Raw genomic sequence first — 15,579 nt, 5'->3', positions numbered from 1 at the left:
GTTTTACACTAAATGGTAATTCTAAAACTTTAGAACCATATTGAAAATCGAAATCTAGGCCACCAACACTTACACGCTCCCAGCCATTATTTGTTCCTTTTCCGCCTAATAAGTTTATTTTTTTTGTTTCTCCTTTACTTGTTACATTTAACACTATACCGTCTTGGTCGTTTTTAAGAATTTTCGATTTCTTAACAATATCGAAAGTCCCTTTTATAACGGGTTTAGGGAATACCATTTGCATTTTTCCTATAATATAACGCGAACGTAACATTAATGGTTGTATACTATCTTTTACTAATTGCCCCGTATTCATGGTTGCCATCTGTAAATATTCGCCTTCAAATGGTGATTCTATGGTTAACTCATCGTTTTTATATGTAATATTAATAGCTCCTTCTGTTGGTTTATTTAATGCTATTAAAGTGTTGTGAATATTTTCTATTGAACCAACTTTTAAAAAGTGGTTATGTGGTTGTCCATTACCCGCTTCAACAATTTTAAGATATTCTTCTCCAGATTCATCAGGAATAATATCTAGTTCTGCTCCCGCTACAAACTTTTCTAAGGTTACCGTAAATGGTTGCCCATTGTAATCTTTATTTAATTCAAAATCATTATCTAGTCGTGGAGAAAAATCTACTTCGTTTTCTATACGTAATCGTTGGGCTACTCCATTAATTTTATAATCTCCATTTACAAACCCAGAAATGTATGTTTTTTGAGATAAGAATACATTTTCTGTTACACCTTCTCTAATAGGCATCATCCCTTCAAAACTATAGTATCTTGTTATAAAAGATCCAAAAATGATAAATATAAAGGCTAAGTGTAATGTTAATGTTGCCCATTTTTTTAGTTTATACAATCGGTATCTAAAAATATTTCCTATAAAGTTGATGATAAAAAATACCATTATGGCCTCGAACCACCAAGCATTGTATATTAATGTTCTTGTATATGGTGTTGGTGATGTGTCCATATTTCTGTCCAAAATAGTACCTGTTGCCATTGCCGCAGCAAAGACAATAAATAAAATGGCAGTAAGTCTTGTAGAAAATAGAATTTTGGCGAGTTTATTCTGCATAATTATAGCCTTTTTTAGCTCGTGCAAATATAATCGTTTTTGTTCGTTTCTTATAGGACAAATGCTTCAATATTGTGTTAAACTTAATAATTTAAGTGATTTACTTTTTAGACCGCGCTTCAAATATTTTTAAATATAGAAATGTTCCCATCTTTCTAGCTCTACGTTTAGCTAGTTCCGCTATATCTCCTTTAAAAAGTTCATTTATAGTTTGTGTCCATAGGTTTAACCAAATTCCAAAGTGTTGTTCGTTTATACTATTGGCATTTGCTTTATCTACTTCTACATGAGCTTCTAAGGGGTTTCCTTTATATTTCTTGTCTAATTTTCTTGTAAAGAACAAACTTGTTTCCCAAAAGGTTGTTAACAGCTCTAAGTGAGCATCCCAATCTTTAATTCTTGAATTAAAGATTGGACCTAGTGTATTTTCTACTCTAACTTTTTCGTAAAATGTAGAAACTAGCAAAAAAACATCTGCTCTATTATTTATATCTTCTTTTATAGCGCTCATTATTGTTTATAGATTAATAATGCATAATACAATATTAGTAAATAGTGACAACAACAATAGGTTAAATACTAATTTATAGTGCATTTGTGCTAATACCGACGCATTATATAACATAGATAAGATAACACAAAGTGTAAGTTGAAAAAAAGGAAAATAATCTGCTGTACTACTCATTAAAATATACATTGCTGCAATAGACCCTATACAGCTTTGTAAAATAATGGTTAGTGGAACATAAACCATAAATCGTTTTTTAAAATCGGCTAATGCATAATTATAATAATTCATTTTCTTGGGTATTTTAGATTAACAGGACAAATTTCGATACCTTGTATTTGTTTTTATATGATTCAAATCATAAGCTCATGATATCTCTTAATATTTTAGAACAGTATAATGTTCAGCTCAAGCATTATGCAAAAGATCAAGTTATTTTTAACGAATTAGAAACGCCTTTATATTACTACCAAATACAAACAGGGCGTGTTAAAATGTATAATTTAACTGAAGATGGAAAAGAGTTTGTTCAAGGCTTCTTTGAAGATCATCAATCGTTTGGAGAACCTCCTTTGTTTGGTGATTTTAAATATCCTGCAGCTGCCATTAGTTTAGTAGAGACTTCTATTTATATTATACCAAAAGCTACATTTTTAGAGCTTTTAATACAGCATCCAGATGTTCACTTAAGTATTACAAAATTGTTATGCAAACGCATGGTATATAAAGCTAAAATAATGAAAGAGGTTTCAATACACCCTCCAGAGCATCGTATTTTAACCTTATTGGGACATTTAAAATCTACAGCTAATACCGATGGTTTGTATGAGGTAAATTTAACTCGACAGCAAATTTCTGATTTAACAGGGTTAAGAGTTGAAACTGTAATTAGAGCCGTAAAAAAACTCGAAAAAATGGGGCGTCTTTCCATTTTAAAGCGTAAAATTTACTTTTAGCACTTTTAAGTTAATAGTCTGTAAGTTTTTAAATCAGCTTCCGTTTAATAGAATAGGAATACTAATTATTAAATAAAATTATTATGGACAGAAAAACATTCATCAAAAAATCATTAGGTGCAATAGCAGTAGCAATACCTGCTTATACTCTTTTAAGTTGTTCAAGTTCGGACGATTCTGCCCCAGCGACTCCCCCACAAAGTTCAGGTGCAAATTGTGGTACTAATGGAACTTCTAGTTCTATAGGTAGCAACCACGGACATACTCTAGTTGTTTCCGCTGCAGATGTTACGGCTGGTGTGGAAAAAACATATAATATTCAAGGTAATTCTGCTCATCCACATACTGTAACTGTTAGTGCTGTACAGTTTACTACTTTACAAAGTAATCAACAGGTTACAGCAACTTCGTCTAACGATAGTGGACATACCCACTCTATTACTATTTCTTGTGCTTAAATAATTTAAGTATTTCACTTTATTAAAGCACAACTTATGTTTATTTTTGCTTTATGATAAAGACCGTAATACTTGGTGCTGGCAATGTAGCCACACATTTATTTAAAGCATTTAATGCCTCAGAAACAGTTACTGTTGCACAATGGTATAATAGGAATTTAAAGTCTATTTCTAAATATAAAAATAGCGTCTCTATTACCGATAATTTATCGGAGTTAGTAGAAGCAGATGTATATATACTTGCTGTTAGTGATGATGCAATAGAATCACTATCTGTAGATTTACCTTTCAAAAATAGATTGGTTGTACATACTTCAGGTAGTTCTAGTTTATATACTGTAGATAAAAAGCATAAACGTGGTGTTTTTTACCCTTTACAAACCTTTTCTAAAGACGCCCCAATAGATTTTAAAGATGTTCCGCTTTGTATAGAAGCTTTAAAAAGGGAGGATCTTCCTATTTTAAAAGCCCTTGCTAAAGCTATTGGAAGTAAAAGTCATAAAGTAAACTCAGACCAAAGACAGGCTTTACATCTTGCTGCTGTTTTTGTAAATAATTTTACAAATCAATTATACCGAGTTGCTCATGAAATTACAGAATCTCAAGGTGCCGAGTTTGATATTTTAAAGCCTTTAATTAAAGAAACAGCCAATAAAATAGAGTCTCTTTCTCCGTATTTAGCACAAACAGGTCCTGCACTACGCAGAGATAAGAAAACAATAAAAAGGCACTTAAAATTATTGGAGAACGAACACCATAAAGACATTTATAACCTGCTAACTAAATCAATTCAAAAAACACATGGAAGATAAAAGCTATAAAGAGTACTTAAAACATATAACTACTTTTATATTTGATGTAGATGGTGTATTAACAGATGGTTCTTTAACCATTGCTACTAATGGCGATTTATTAAGAACTATGAATGTTAAAGATGGCTATGCTATGAAGCAAGCCTTAGCTAAGGGATTTAATATTTGTATAATTTCTGGTGGCACAAACGAAGGTGTTGAAAAAAGATTAAACACGTTAGGTATTAAAGATGTGTATTTAGGTGCTCATCAAAAAATAAACCAGTTCACAGCGTATGTTTCTAAGCATAATATAAAACCAGAATCTGTTTTGTATATGGGAGATGATATCCCTGATGTGTCTGTAATGAAGGTTGTTGGCTTAGCAACTTGCCCTGTTGATGCTGTTGCAGAAGTTAAAGCTAATTCAAAATATATTTCGCATAAACACGGTGGTAAAGGTTGTGTGCGTGATGTTATTGAGCAAGTTATGAAAGTACAAGATAAATGGGAAACTTTGTAAAAATATTATAAATCTCCACTAATAATAAAAAAGACTTTCTTTTTCAGAAAGTCTTTTTTATTACATTTGTTTTAAGCTCATAAAAGCTTAATTAAACTAATAAACTGTAATTATATATATGCAAAATATCCTCAACCTTATTCGTTGGAAAAATTTACTAATGATAGCTTTTGTTCAATTATTAGTAAAATATGCTTTATTTAATTCATTGGCTGTAGATACTTATTTAAGTTCTATTAACTTTACGCTACTCATATTATCTACATTATGTATAGCTGCTGGCGGCTATATTATAAATGATATTTATGATGTAGAAACAGACACTATAAACAAACCTAATTTAGTTATTATAGGTAAACACATCTCTGAAAGTAAAGCCAATACGCTATATATGGCTTTAACCTTTATAGGCGTTATTATTGGTTTTTATTTAGCTAATGGTATTGGCCGCCCTAAGTTTTTTGGTTTCTTTGTTATCATTGCTGCTTTATTATATGTTTATAGTACTTCTCTAAAACAGATTGCTGTAGTGGGGAATATTATAGTTTCTTTTTTAGTAGCCTCTAGTATTTTAATTGTTGGTATTTTTGAATTGCTTCCAGCTATTAATGAACAAAACCAAAACCTTCAATCGACAATGTTTGAAGTTTTAGCAGACTTTGGAATTTTCGCTTTTTTATTAAATTTTATTAGAGAAATAGTAAAAGATATTCAGGATGTAGATGGAGATTATAAATCTGGGATGCAAACCTTACCTATTATTCTAGGAAAATCAAGAACTGCTAAAATTGCTTTTACTTTAACTCTAATTACAATAGCTATAATTATTTTTTATGTAACTAAGTATCTTTTTATGCATAAAGAAGTTGTTATTTACTTTTTAATTATGGTTGTAGGGCCACTTATATATACTGCTATAAAGTTATTTACAGCCGAAAAAAACAGTGAGTTTAAGCATATTAGTTTTATATTAAAACTAACAATGTTAACAGGAATGTTGGTTATGGTATTATATTGGCTTATCTTTTAAAACATGTTAAACGATAAACTAAAAAACCATACCATTATTTTGGCTTCTGGCTCTCCTAGACGCCAACAATTTTTTAAAGACTTAGGTGTAGATTTCGAAATTAGATTGAAGCCCATAAAGGAAGAGTACCCACCAACTCTACGCCATTTTGAAATTACTAATTATTTGGCACAGTTAAAATCTATGCCATATTTAAAAGATTTAAAGGATAACGATATTTTAATTACTAGCGATACTATTGTTTGGCATAACGAACAAGCTTTAGGAAAACCAAGAAGTGATGCTGAGGCTTTTAGCATTCTATCATCTTTAAGCGGGCAAACGCATGAAGTTATTACGTCTGTATGCATGCGTACAAATAGCTACCAGAAAACAGTTAGTAATGTTACCAAAGTAACCTTTAAAACCTTTACAGAAGACGAAATTTGGTATTATATAAATACGTATAAGCCTTTTGATAAAGCTGGAGCTTATGGCATTCAAGAATGGATTGGCCTTATTGGTGTTACTAAATTAGAAGGTTCTTACTTTAATGTTATGGGCTTACCTACACACCTTGTATATGAAACGTTAAATGTTATTGCAGAAAAATAATAGAATTGTAACTTTATAGTTATAATACAGACTATAATGAAACGTTTATTTAATATCCAATTACTCCCTCTAAGCATCGTAACGCTCTTTTTATTATCTAGTGGTTGCAAAAATGAAAAAGTAACACCAACAGAAGACTACGCTAAAGTAGAAACTCCTATTGAAGTTAAACCCGAAAAAGAGCCTCAAAAAACATCACAAGAGTTTAATGACTATTGGTATGCTGGAGAAGCTGAAATTTCATCTTATAAACTAGAACAAGCACGTTATGGAGAGATTAGAAATGGACATGCTGTATTAGTTTACGTTACAGAACCATTTTTAAATGATAAGCAAGTAAAAGCAGATTATAATAACGACACTAACATTCCTGTTTTAAAACTAAATAGCTCTAAAAAATTTAATACTGGTATTTACCCATATTCCATAATGCAGAGTACATTTTATCCTGTTTCAAATAACAGGCATGCTCTAAAAGTAAGTGGTTCTGTTCAAGAATGGTGTGGTCATGTATATACCCAAATAAATAATAGAGACCAATTTGATGTTACCTCTCACTCTTATTTTGAAAGCGAAGCTGACCAAGATTTTAGTATCGAAAAAACACATCTTGAAAATGAAATATGGACACAGCTACGTATTAATCCAAAATCTTTACCTGTAGGCACTTTTAAAATTGTTCCTTCTATAGAATATGTACGATTAAAGCATAAAAAGTTAAAAGCTTACAACGCTTCTGCCGAATTAAAAAATGGCAATTACACGATTTCTTACCCAGAATTAAACAGAACTTTAAGTATTAATTTTACTAAAACCTTTCCGTACACTATTGAAAGTTGGGAAGAAACAATAAACGGTTTAACAACAAAAGCAACAAAACTTAAAACGATAAAATCGCCTTATTGGAGTAAAAATAGTAATAAGGATGAAACTTTACGAAAAACACTTCAACTAGATTAAACTTAATTATCTTTGCATGATAATTTAGTAATATGGAAACCTTTTTAAAGGCAAATCAAAATCAATTAGTTTATACTGTAATAGTATTCGTTGTATTTTTCATTATTCGTTTTGCAGCAAGAAGTATTGTTAGAAAAATTGGAAGAAATAATGGGGTTAACGAAGCTAGAATAGGCTTAATAAACCGATACACTACTGCTACATTACTTATTATATTTATATTAATAGAGGCTTATGTATTTGGTGCAGAGATTAAGGATTTAACGGTAATATTTTCTTCTTTATTTGCAGTTATAGGTATTGCCTTATTTGCAATATGGTCTATATTAAGTAATGTTACTACTGGAATTATTATGTTCTTTTCGTTTCCATATAAAGTTGGAGATAAAATAAAAATACATGATAAAGATTATCCTATAGAAGCTATTATAGAAGACATTAGGGCATTTCAATTACATTTAAGATTAGATAATGGAGATTTGGTAACCTACCCTAATAATTTAATATTACAAAAAGCAGTTACCCTTATAAAAAAAGATGCTATAGATGATGGTAGCAGTGCAATTTAACACAACGTTAAAGAAACACTAAAACAAAAGTAAATAGCCCTTTTCTTTTTATATTTGATGCACACCTAACTATCAAAATATAATGAGAAACTACTTTGTTTGTTTTATTGCAGTTTTTATTCATATAATTTCTGTAAATGGACAACAACCACAGAAACCTAACGCTTCAGAAATATACGAATCTATAGAAAAACTTAACTTTTTAGGTTCGGTTTTGTATGTAGCAGCACATCCAGATGATGAGAATACTAGATTAATTTCTTACATGGCCAATCATGTTAAAGCACGTACGGCCTATTTATCTTTAACAAGAGGCGACGGAGGGCAAAACCTTATTGGCCCAGAAATTAGAGAGTTATTAGGTGTTATTAGAACACAAGAACTATTAGCTGCTAGACGTACAGATGGTGGAGAACAACGTTTTACAAGGGCTAACGACTTTGGCTACTCTAAACACCCAGACGAAACTTTAGCTATTTGGAATAAAGAAGAAGTATTAAACGATGTAGTATTAGCAATTCGCCAGTTTAAACCAGACATAATTATTAATCGTTTTAACCACAGAACTCCTGGAACTACACATGGGCATCATACTAGTTCTGCCATGTTAAGTGTTGAAGCTTTTGATATTACAAACGACAAAACAATCTTTCCAGACCAATTAAATAGAGTAACTACGTGGCAACCAAAACGTTTATTTTTTAATACTTCGTGGTGGTTTTATGGAAGTAGAGAAAAGTTTGAAAAAGCAGATAAAACCAATTTATTAAACTTCGATATTGGTACCTACTACCCGTCCAGTGGTTTAAGTAATACCGAAATTGCTTCATTAAGCAGAAGCCAGCATAAATCTCAAGGCTTTGGTAGTACGGGAACACGTGGAACGCAAACAGAATATATAGAGCTTATAAAAGGAGACTTACCTAAGGATAAATCTAATATTTTTGAAGGCATTAATACAACTTGGAGCCGTGTAAAAGGAGGACAAACTATTGGCGCTATTTTAGAAAAAGTACAAGCAGATTTCAATTTTAAAAACCCATCGGCTTCACTTCCTAAATTATTAGAAGCCTATAGTTTAATTCAGCAATTAAAAGATGCACATTGGAAAGCCATAAAAACTAAAGAGATTAAAGCCATTATTGCTGCTTGTTCGGGTTTATATTTAGAAGCTGTAGCTGAGACAAATCATTCTACCGTAACAGATAAAGTTAACTTAAAGCTAGAAGCTATTAATAGAAGCGGCTATAAAATGAGTTTAGCATCCATAGTTTCTGCCGATAATACAAGCATTAATAAAGGAATTGCTTTAAACAACAATGTCATCATTAATTTAAATGAATCTTTTACACCTATAGATAAAAATGTAGTAACCACCCCGTATTGGTTAGTAAAAAAAGGAACACTAGGTATGTATACTGTAGATGATAAAACATTAATTGGCGAACCCGAAACCCCTAGACCATTTAATGTAACATTTAATATAAACTTTGGGTCTGTAACCATTCCTTATACAAAACCTATAATTTACAAAACAAACGATCCTGTTAAGGGGGAAGTTTATAAACCTTTCGAGATTATTCCTGAAGCTTCTGCTAAAATTGCTGAAAAGGTTATTATTTTTGAAAACGATAAACAAAAAGAAATTCCAGTAATTGTAAAAGCTGGTCGCGATAATTTAGAAGGATATATTGAAATTGCCCATCCTAAAAACTGGAATGTGTACCCTAAACAGCAAAAAGTATCTATTGCTAACAAAGGGCAAGAGCAGCTCCTAACATTTACCATTATACCTCCAAAAAATCAAAGTGAAGGCTACATAACACCAATGGTTACTGTAGGCGATAAAACCTATACAAAAGAGCTTATAGAAATAGATTACGATCACATCCCATTTCAAACCGTATTACTACCAAGCGAAAGTAAAATTGTACGTTTAAACATTCAAAAACGTGGCGAAAACATTGGTTATATTGAAGGTGCTGGAGATGTTGTTCCAGAAAGTTTAAAGCAAATTGGTTATAATGTAGTTACTATAAAACCAGAAGATATAAACGCCGAAACTTTAGATCGTTTTGATGCAGTAGTTATAGGTATTAGAGCCTATAATACAGTTGAAGCCCTAAATTTTAAACAACAAATTTTATTTGATTATGTTTCTAGAGGTGGTAACATGATTGTACAATACAATACCAGACATAGAGTAAAAGTAGACGAATTAGCACCTTATAAATTGGTTTTATCTAGAGATCGTGTTACCGATGAATTTGCTGACGTTACACTTTTAAATCCTGAACATGAGTTACTTAATTTCCCTAATAAAATAACGTCTAAAGATTTTGAAGGTTGGACGCAAGAACGTGGCTTATATTTTCCCAGCGAATGGGGACCAGAATTTACCCCACTTTTGTCTATGCATGATAAAGGTGAAACACCAAAAACTGGTAGTTTATTAGTAGCTAAGCATGGTAAAGGTCATTATATATACACAGGTTTAAGTTTCTTTAGAGAATTTCCAGCAGGTGTGTCTGGAGCTTATAGGTTATTTGCCAATATGCTATCTATAGGGAAAGATAATATTGATAACGCACCTGAAATTAAAAACTAGTTCATTTTACTCTTTTAAATTATTATAAATATAGCCTTATGGAACAATCTAAATATAAATGGAAAAGGCTTTACACCTTAGTATTAGCTGCTAATGCACTGTACATTATTATTTTTCATTTAATCATGCAAGCCTTTTAAATTATGCAAACACTAGACTGGATTATTCTAATAGGAACATTGTTATTAATTGTTGGTTATGGTACTTGGCAAACTAGAGGTAGCCAAAACGTAAAGGATTATATTGGAGGAGGAAAAACCTCGAAATGGTGGACTATTGGACTCTCTGTAATGGCAACGCAAGCCAGTGCCATTACTTTTCTTTCTACACCTGGGCAAGCGTTTCATTCGGGTATGGGTTTTGTGCAATTCTATTTTGGAATTCCTATAGCCATGATTGTAATATGTATGGTTTTTATACCGCTCTATCATCGCTTAAAAGTATATACTGCATACGAATTTCTTGAAAGTCGTTTTGATTTAAAAACAAGAACATTAGCTGCAATATTATTTTTAATTCAACGTGGTTTAGCTGCAGGAATTACGATTTTTGCTCCTGCCATTATTTTATCGGCCGTTTTAGGATGGAACCTATTATTACTCAACGTTATTATTGGTATTCTAGTTATTATTTATACTGTTTCGGGCGGTACTAAAGCTGTTAACGTAACGCAAAAACACCAAATGGTGGTTATTTTCACAGGAATGGTTATTGCTTTCGTTTTAATAATGAACAAGCTTCCAGAAAACATAAACTTTACGAATGCTTTAGATATTGCCGGTGCTAGTGGTAAAATGGAAATTTTAGATTTCTCTTTCGATTTAAACAACCGTTATACCTTTTGGAGTGGTATTATTGGAGGTACTTTTTTAATGCTTTCTTATTTTGGTACAGATCAAAGCCAAGTACAACGTTACTTGTCTGGTAAATCGGTTAAAGAAATGCAGCTAGGCTTAATTTTTAATGGACTTTTAAAAGTCCCTATGCAGTTCTTTATATTATTGGTTGGTGTTATGGTGTTTGTTTTTTATCAATTTAATGAGGCTCCAATAAACTTTAATCCTACAGCAAAAGAAGTAGTATTAAATTCTACTTATGCAGATGACTATAAAACGCTAGAGCATAAACAACTTGAAGCTTTTAAAGCTAAAAAAGAAGCTATAACTAATTATATAGATAACAATTATACTGAAGCTAAAGCTCCTGAATATATTAATGCTGTAGCTAATGCTAATGCAAAACATGATGCTTTAAGAGCAGAAGCTAAAGCTTTAATAGAAAAAGCTGGTGATGCTAAAAATATAAAGGTAGAATCTAATGATAAGGATTATGTTTTTATTCATTTTATACTAAACAACTTACCACGTGGTTTAATTGGCTTACTATTAGCTGTTATTTTAAGTGCAGCAATGTCTAGTACTGCTAGCGAATTAAATGCATTAGCGAGCACAACAACTATAGATTTATACAAGCGTAATACAGGAGAGCAAAGCGAAGAAGACATGGTTAAAGTATCTAAATTATTTACCTTAGCTTGGGGTATTATTGCTATTGGAGTTGCTTGTGTTGCTAATTTAGCAGAGAATTTAATTCAGTTAGTAAATATTATTGGTTCTATTTTCTATGGTAACGTTCTAGGTATTTTTCTATTAGCTTTCTTTTTTAAGTTTGTAAAGTCTAATGCTGTATTTATTGGCGCCTTAATTACTCAAGCTATTGTTATCGCTCTATTTTTACTTAATGAATTCGAATATATAAACTTACCGTTTTTATGGTTGAATTTTGTGGGTTGTATTATTGTAATTGTAATTGCGTGTTTATTACAGAGTATTAGTCCAAGAAAAGACAACAATAGTACAATAGTAACTACTTAACAACTTAAACAAAGCTGTTTAATTATTATAAAGCCTAAGATTTATAGGTTTGTTTTGACGAATCTATAGATTTCTTGATTGTAGTATTTATTATAATACCCGATTATCAAAATAAAATGGAAGTACTTTTTTTAATACTATTTTATCAAAATCTTTATGAAATGGATTTATAATATAATTAAATTCTTGTGGTACTATAATACTAGGAACTTTTAAAATTAATGTTTCTTGTTGTTTTATCCAGTTATAAGATAGTTGTTTTAATTCTCTTGGAGATGGCACTGCCCTCCAATTCTCTGGTAATTCATCTACAGTTATTTCGCTTATAGAATCTTCAGGTAACTCTATACAAGCCAATGCCATGTCTTTAGGTGCAAATGCTGCTGGAAAATGTGCTAAACATTCTAACATACTTAATGCTATAGAACTACTTGTATATAATACAGAAACGCCTTTAAAATTCCAACGTCCACCTACTGTCTTAGCTCCTATTCCTGTTAAATCTCTTATGTAAATGTCTTTAGATATGCGATATACTAACATTATGAAAAAATCCCGTATTCTATTTTTGTAAGTTCTTCGTTTAATAATTGAAACCCAAATGTGGTATCTAGTAACTCCTTAGGTTGTTTCATTCCTAAAGCCGTGCTTGGGTATTTCATCCATTTTTTAAACTGCTCTAAATCTCCAAAAACATCTTCTCCTTTACAATATAGTCGTGCTAATTGTATAGCGCGCTCGCTTACATCTGGGCTTAATATTTTTGAAGTTGTGTAGCGTTGCAATGTACGTTCAGAAATATGAAGTATTGCTGCTAGTTCTTTTAAATCGAATTCAATTTTTTTAGCAAGAAATAATAAGTTTTTTTTATTTATTCCATTCCTAGATAATTCTATAAAATCGTAGACATTATGTAAAGGAATATCTAAATTTAAATAACGTAATAAGCCTCCTTCTCCATCATCTGATAATGAATGCTGAATTGCTGTGTTCATAGTTTTAATTTTTAAACATGACAAATATACAAAATAAAATGACAATTGTCTAAATTTTAACTATTTAATAGTCTCTTTTGTTTCAGAAACCGTTTCGTAGTATAATAAATTATCTAATCTAGATTTTACATCTTCTAATTGTAAGCTCTTTTCCATGGCTTTTATTGCTGTACCAGATAAGTAACGCCCTAGGGCAAGTATTGGTTTAATGCTATCACTTTGTTCAGATTTTAAATCTCTTATTTTCTTCTGTAACAATGTACTGGTTTTTGTACTTGGTATTATATAGGTACGCCTTAATTGTAATGGCACTTCATTTAATTTTGCTATTTGTTCTTTTGTATGTCCAGATCTCACATTCATTAATATTTTTAATGGGGCATCTAATTGAGAGATAGGTTTAAATTGCTCACCTTCTAGTCGCTCATTGTCTAAATCGCTAAATATTAAAACACTCTGTAAATTAACTTTGTTTTTTATACTATAAAATTCTGGTGTTTCGTCAAGCACTTCTTTAAAAACATATAACAAAGCCGTAGATACTGTTCCTCCTATATTATCATAGTATCCAGAGTCTCCAAATAGTCCTACATCTTTTACTTCTCCTGCTGGAGTTAAATAAGGAAATGCTGCATTAATACGCATAGCTTCTATTAATTTTACAGAATGCTTATCGCCTTTTTTTGCTCTTAGTTTTTTTATATAATCGAAATATCCTGAAAATAGTTTTGAGTCTCCAAAATCTACAGGGCTAATAACACTATAGCGTCCTGTTTGGGCATGTGTACTATTCATAAATAATAATGGAGGTACAAAGCCAGATGTATCACTTTTAGAATAGTAGGATAACACTTCTTTTTCTAAATCATTTTCTTTAGTATTAAACACTTCTTTATATGCATTTTGCCATTCATTTTGTAATAATTCGCCTCTATTATCAAAGGGAAATAGACTTAGAATACTTTTAAAAAAATCTCTTCCTAGTAAGCCAACAATTGAAGTTGACAAATAATTTTTAGAATATATAGTACTAGCTTTATAGGTAAACGGTTTATTTGTATTCTTATAATTAATTGTGGTATTATTTAGTTCTGCTTGTTGTGCTGTTGCAAAAAACATAGCATTTCCAACGCCTCCTCCTGATGCGCCTGTTAAAGAGAATAAGTGATCTTTATAGTATCTATTATTAGAGTTTTCTGATAAATAACTATGTATTAAAAAAGACCATAAACCAGCTCTAGAGCCTCCCCCTTCTGAAGAAACAAATAATATAGGGTAACAATCCTCTTTTGCTTGTTCTATTTTTGCTTTTCTATTATTAATCCAATCTTTAACGTAAGCTTTTAAAAATTTTCTATCATTTTTACTTGTAACCGTTTTGTCTAGTTCGTAATGGTCGAAGCGATCATTATTTGCATTATATTTTGATAATATTAAACCTAATATAACTACAAATGTGAATAATGGGAATTGTATTTTTTTTCCTATAAATACAAATATAAAAGAGATTAAATATAATGACATTAAACATATTAGCAATACAGATAGTGGGTTTAAACGCATTGCTATGTCTGGCTTTATATTAAATACAATATATACTAGTAACACTAGTATTCCTGAAATAATAATACCTCCATAAAAAAAAGGTTTTGTACGTATTGTTAGTAAATCTTTAGTATTAAACGCTACAATAAAAAATATTAGTGCTAATGATAAATTGGAATAAAATAGTAGTATTAAATCTTTTTCTGCTTGATTATTTGCTGCCCCTAGCCCTAATATAAAAATGAATAATATAAATATAGAGCCAGTAATAATGTAATTAAGCTTGGGTATTTTTCTCACTAATTGTCTTAAAAAACGATATATATTATGCTCTAATAGTAAAATTAATATTAGAGTAACAATGGCCAATGTATTGGAAGGGTTTAATAAATTGCTTAATCTGTTTTCTATATCAAACAGTTTCATAGCATTTAATATGGCAAATGCCGATATAAACAGAACTAAACAACCTAAAATTCTAGGTAATATTTTTCTAACATGATACTTACAATTATAGCTATATTTATCACTTTTTTCTATTGCTCTGTAATGCTTTGTAGGTATAAATTTTAAAAAGTTCTTAAATGTAATTTTTGTATAGTTTGGTCTGTAATAATATTTTGGTGCATTCCATATAAAAAATGAAATAATGAGTAATAATGAAAAATAAAGCGGTACTTCTAGAGTAAAAATCTCCCAAAAATTAATTGCGTTATTTTGGTTTAATACTAATAATAAGTCTAGTGTTTGCGGGAAAAACCAAAGCATAAAATATATTAAGACGACTAATAAAACACTTATAATATTATTAGCCAACTCAGAGATTAATACCTTGAACCATATACCAAAACTATTAAAAAAGGTCATTATTTTACTCATAAAAATTATTTATTGGGTCATATAAGTTAACGTGATGGTTATAGAATAACCATCACGTTAATAAAAATATATTTAGAATTATGATTTAAAAAGAACTAATATTCTCTTTTTATTAAGAGATAACAATTGTTTTTACTGTATCTACAATTGTTTTTATTATTTTATTTTTGAAATGTCCAAGACTAATTTTACTCACGCCAGC

Annotated in this window: 15 protein-coding genes and 1 pseudogene; 10 read left to right on the top strand and 6 right to left on the bottom strand. The window is 30.5% G+C overall.

All coding sequences use genetic code 11. The annotated features are described in order from the left end of the window. The 3 genes and pseudogenes from ACVC2P_RS04570 to ACVC2P_RS04560 form a co-directional block, all read right to left on the bottom strand. Positions 1-1,087 (bottom strand): annotated as a pseudogene (locus ACVC2P_RS04570) (cytochrome C biogenesis protein); the annotation flags it as partial. A gap of 100 nt (positions 1,088-1,187) precedes the next feature. Continuing rightward, entirely contained in the window at positions 1,188-1,598 is a 411-nt protein-coding gene (locus ACVC2P_RS04565) for a group III truncated hemoglobin (RefSeq protein WP_452597303.1), read from the bottom strand. A gap of 6 nt (positions 1,599-1,604) precedes the next feature. Next, positions 1,605-1,886: a hypothetical protein gene (locus ACVC2P_RS04560; RefSeq protein WP_452597302.1), complete on the bottom strand. Its 282-nt coding sequence runs from the start codon at positions 1,884-1,886 to the stop codon at positions 1,605-1,607. Positions 1,887-1,963: 77 nt separating this feature from the next. On the opposite strand from ACVC2P_RS04560, the gene ACVC2P_RS04555 reads away from it, so the two are divergent. From ACVC2P_RS04555 to ACVC2P_RS04510, 10 genes are all read left to right on the top strand, one after another. Beyond that, positions 1,964-2,551 carry a Crp/Fnr family transcriptional regulator gene (locus ACVC2P_RS04555; RefSeq protein WP_452597301.1) on the top strand — a complete coding sequence of 196 codons (588 nt, stop codon included), beginning with the start codon at positions 1,964-1,966 and terminating at the stop codon, positions 2,549-2,551. Positions 2,552-2,634: 83 nt separating this feature from the next. Next, positions 2,635-3,009: a hypothetical protein gene (locus tag ACVC2P_RS04550; RefSeq protein ID WP_452597300.1), complete on the top strand. Its 375-nt coding sequence runs from the start codon at positions 2,635-2,637 to the stop codon at positions 3,007-3,009. A gap of 53 nt (positions 3,010-3,062) precedes the next feature. Then, positions 3,063-3,821 carry a Rossmann-like and DUF2520 domain-containing protein gene (locus tag ACVC2P_RS04545; RefSeq protein WP_452597299.1) on the top strand — a complete coding sequence of 253 codons (759 nt, stop codon included), beginning with the start codon at positions 3,063-3,065 and terminating at the stop codon, positions 3,819-3,821. Next, positions 3,811-4,323, top strand: a complete 513-nt coding sequence (locus ACVC2P_RS04540) for a KdsC family phosphatase (protein ID WP_452597298.1) — start codon at positions 3,811-3,813, stop codon at positions 4,321-4,323. The genes ACVC2P_RS04545 and ACVC2P_RS04540 overlap by 11 nt, the downstream gene beginning before the upstream one ends. A 118-nt stretch (positions 4,324-4,441) precedes the next feature. After that, positions 4,442-5,353, top strand: coding sequence for a geranylgeranylglycerol-phosphate geranylgeranyltransferase (locus ACVC2P_RS04535; protein ID WP_452597297.1), 912 nt, complete (start codon positions 4,442-4,444; stop codon positions 5,351-5,353). A gap of 3 nt (positions 5,354-5,356) precedes the next feature. Continuing rightward, a complete protein-coding gene (locus ACVC2P_RS04530; protein WP_452597296.1) occupies positions 5,357-5,947 on the top strand; it encodes a Maf-like protein in 591 nt (196 codons plus the stop codon). 36 nt (positions 5,948-5,983) lie between these two features. Beyond that, the gene (locus tag ACVC2P_RS04525; protein WP_452597295.1) at positions 5,984-6,907 is read left to right on the top strand and encodes a septum formation inhibitor Maf; all 924 of its coding nucleotides are present in this window, start codon (positions 5,984-5,986) and stop codon (positions 6,905-6,907) included. Between the two features lie 32 nt (positions 6,908-6,939). Beyond that, a complete protein-coding gene (locus tag ACVC2P_RS04520; RefSeq protein WP_452597294.1) occupies positions 6,940-7,476 on the top strand; it encodes a mechanosensitive ion channel domain-containing protein in 537 nt (178 codons plus the stop codon). 82 nt (positions 7,477-7,558) lie between these two features. After that, entirely contained in the window at positions 7,559-10,084 is a 2,526-nt protein-coding gene (locus tag ACVC2P_RS04515) for a PIG-L family deacetylase (protein ID WP_452597293.1), read from the top strand. Positions 10,085-10,227: 143 nt separating this feature from the next. Next, positions 10,228-11,958 (top strand): sodium:solute symporter, encoded by a 1,731-nt coding sequence (locus ACVC2P_RS04510; RefSeq protein WP_452597292.1) that lies wholly within the window; start codon positions 10,228-10,230, stop codon positions 11,956-11,958. A 90-nt stretch (positions 11,959-12,048) separates the two neighbouring features. Here ACVC2P_RS04510 and ACVC2P_RS04505 read toward each other — a convergent pair whose 3' ends face one another. The 3 genes from ACVC2P_RS04505 to ACVC2P_RS04495 are packed head-to-tail and all read right to left on the bottom strand — an operon-like array spanning position 12,049 to position 15,377. Then, positions 12,049-12,501: an RES family NAD+ phosphorylase gene (locus ACVC2P_RS04505; protein ID WP_452597291.1), complete on the bottom strand. Its 453-nt coding sequence runs from the start codon at positions 12,499-12,501 to the stop codon at positions 12,049-12,051. Then, on the bottom strand, positions 12,501-12,953 hold the full coding sequence (parS, locus tag ACVC2P_RS04500) for a type II RES/Xre toxin-antitoxin system antitoxin (RefSeq protein ID WP_452597290.1): 453 nt from the start codon (positions 12,951-12,953) through the stop codon (positions 12,501-12,503). Before parS ends, ACVC2P_RS04505 begins: the two co-directional genes overlap by 1 nt. Positions 12,954-13,013: 60 nt before the next feature. Continuing rightward, positions 13,014-15,377: a hypothetical protein gene (locus ACVC2P_RS04495; protein ID WP_452597289.1), complete on the bottom strand. Its 2,364-nt coding sequence runs from the start codon at positions 15,375-15,377 to the stop codon at positions 13,014-13,016. Between the last annotated feature and the right edge of the window lie 202 nt (positions 15,378-15,579).

Source organism: Pontimicrobium sp. MEBiC01747 (assembly GCF_053601635.1).
This window is presented reverse-complemented; position numbering and strand designations above follow the sequence as displayed.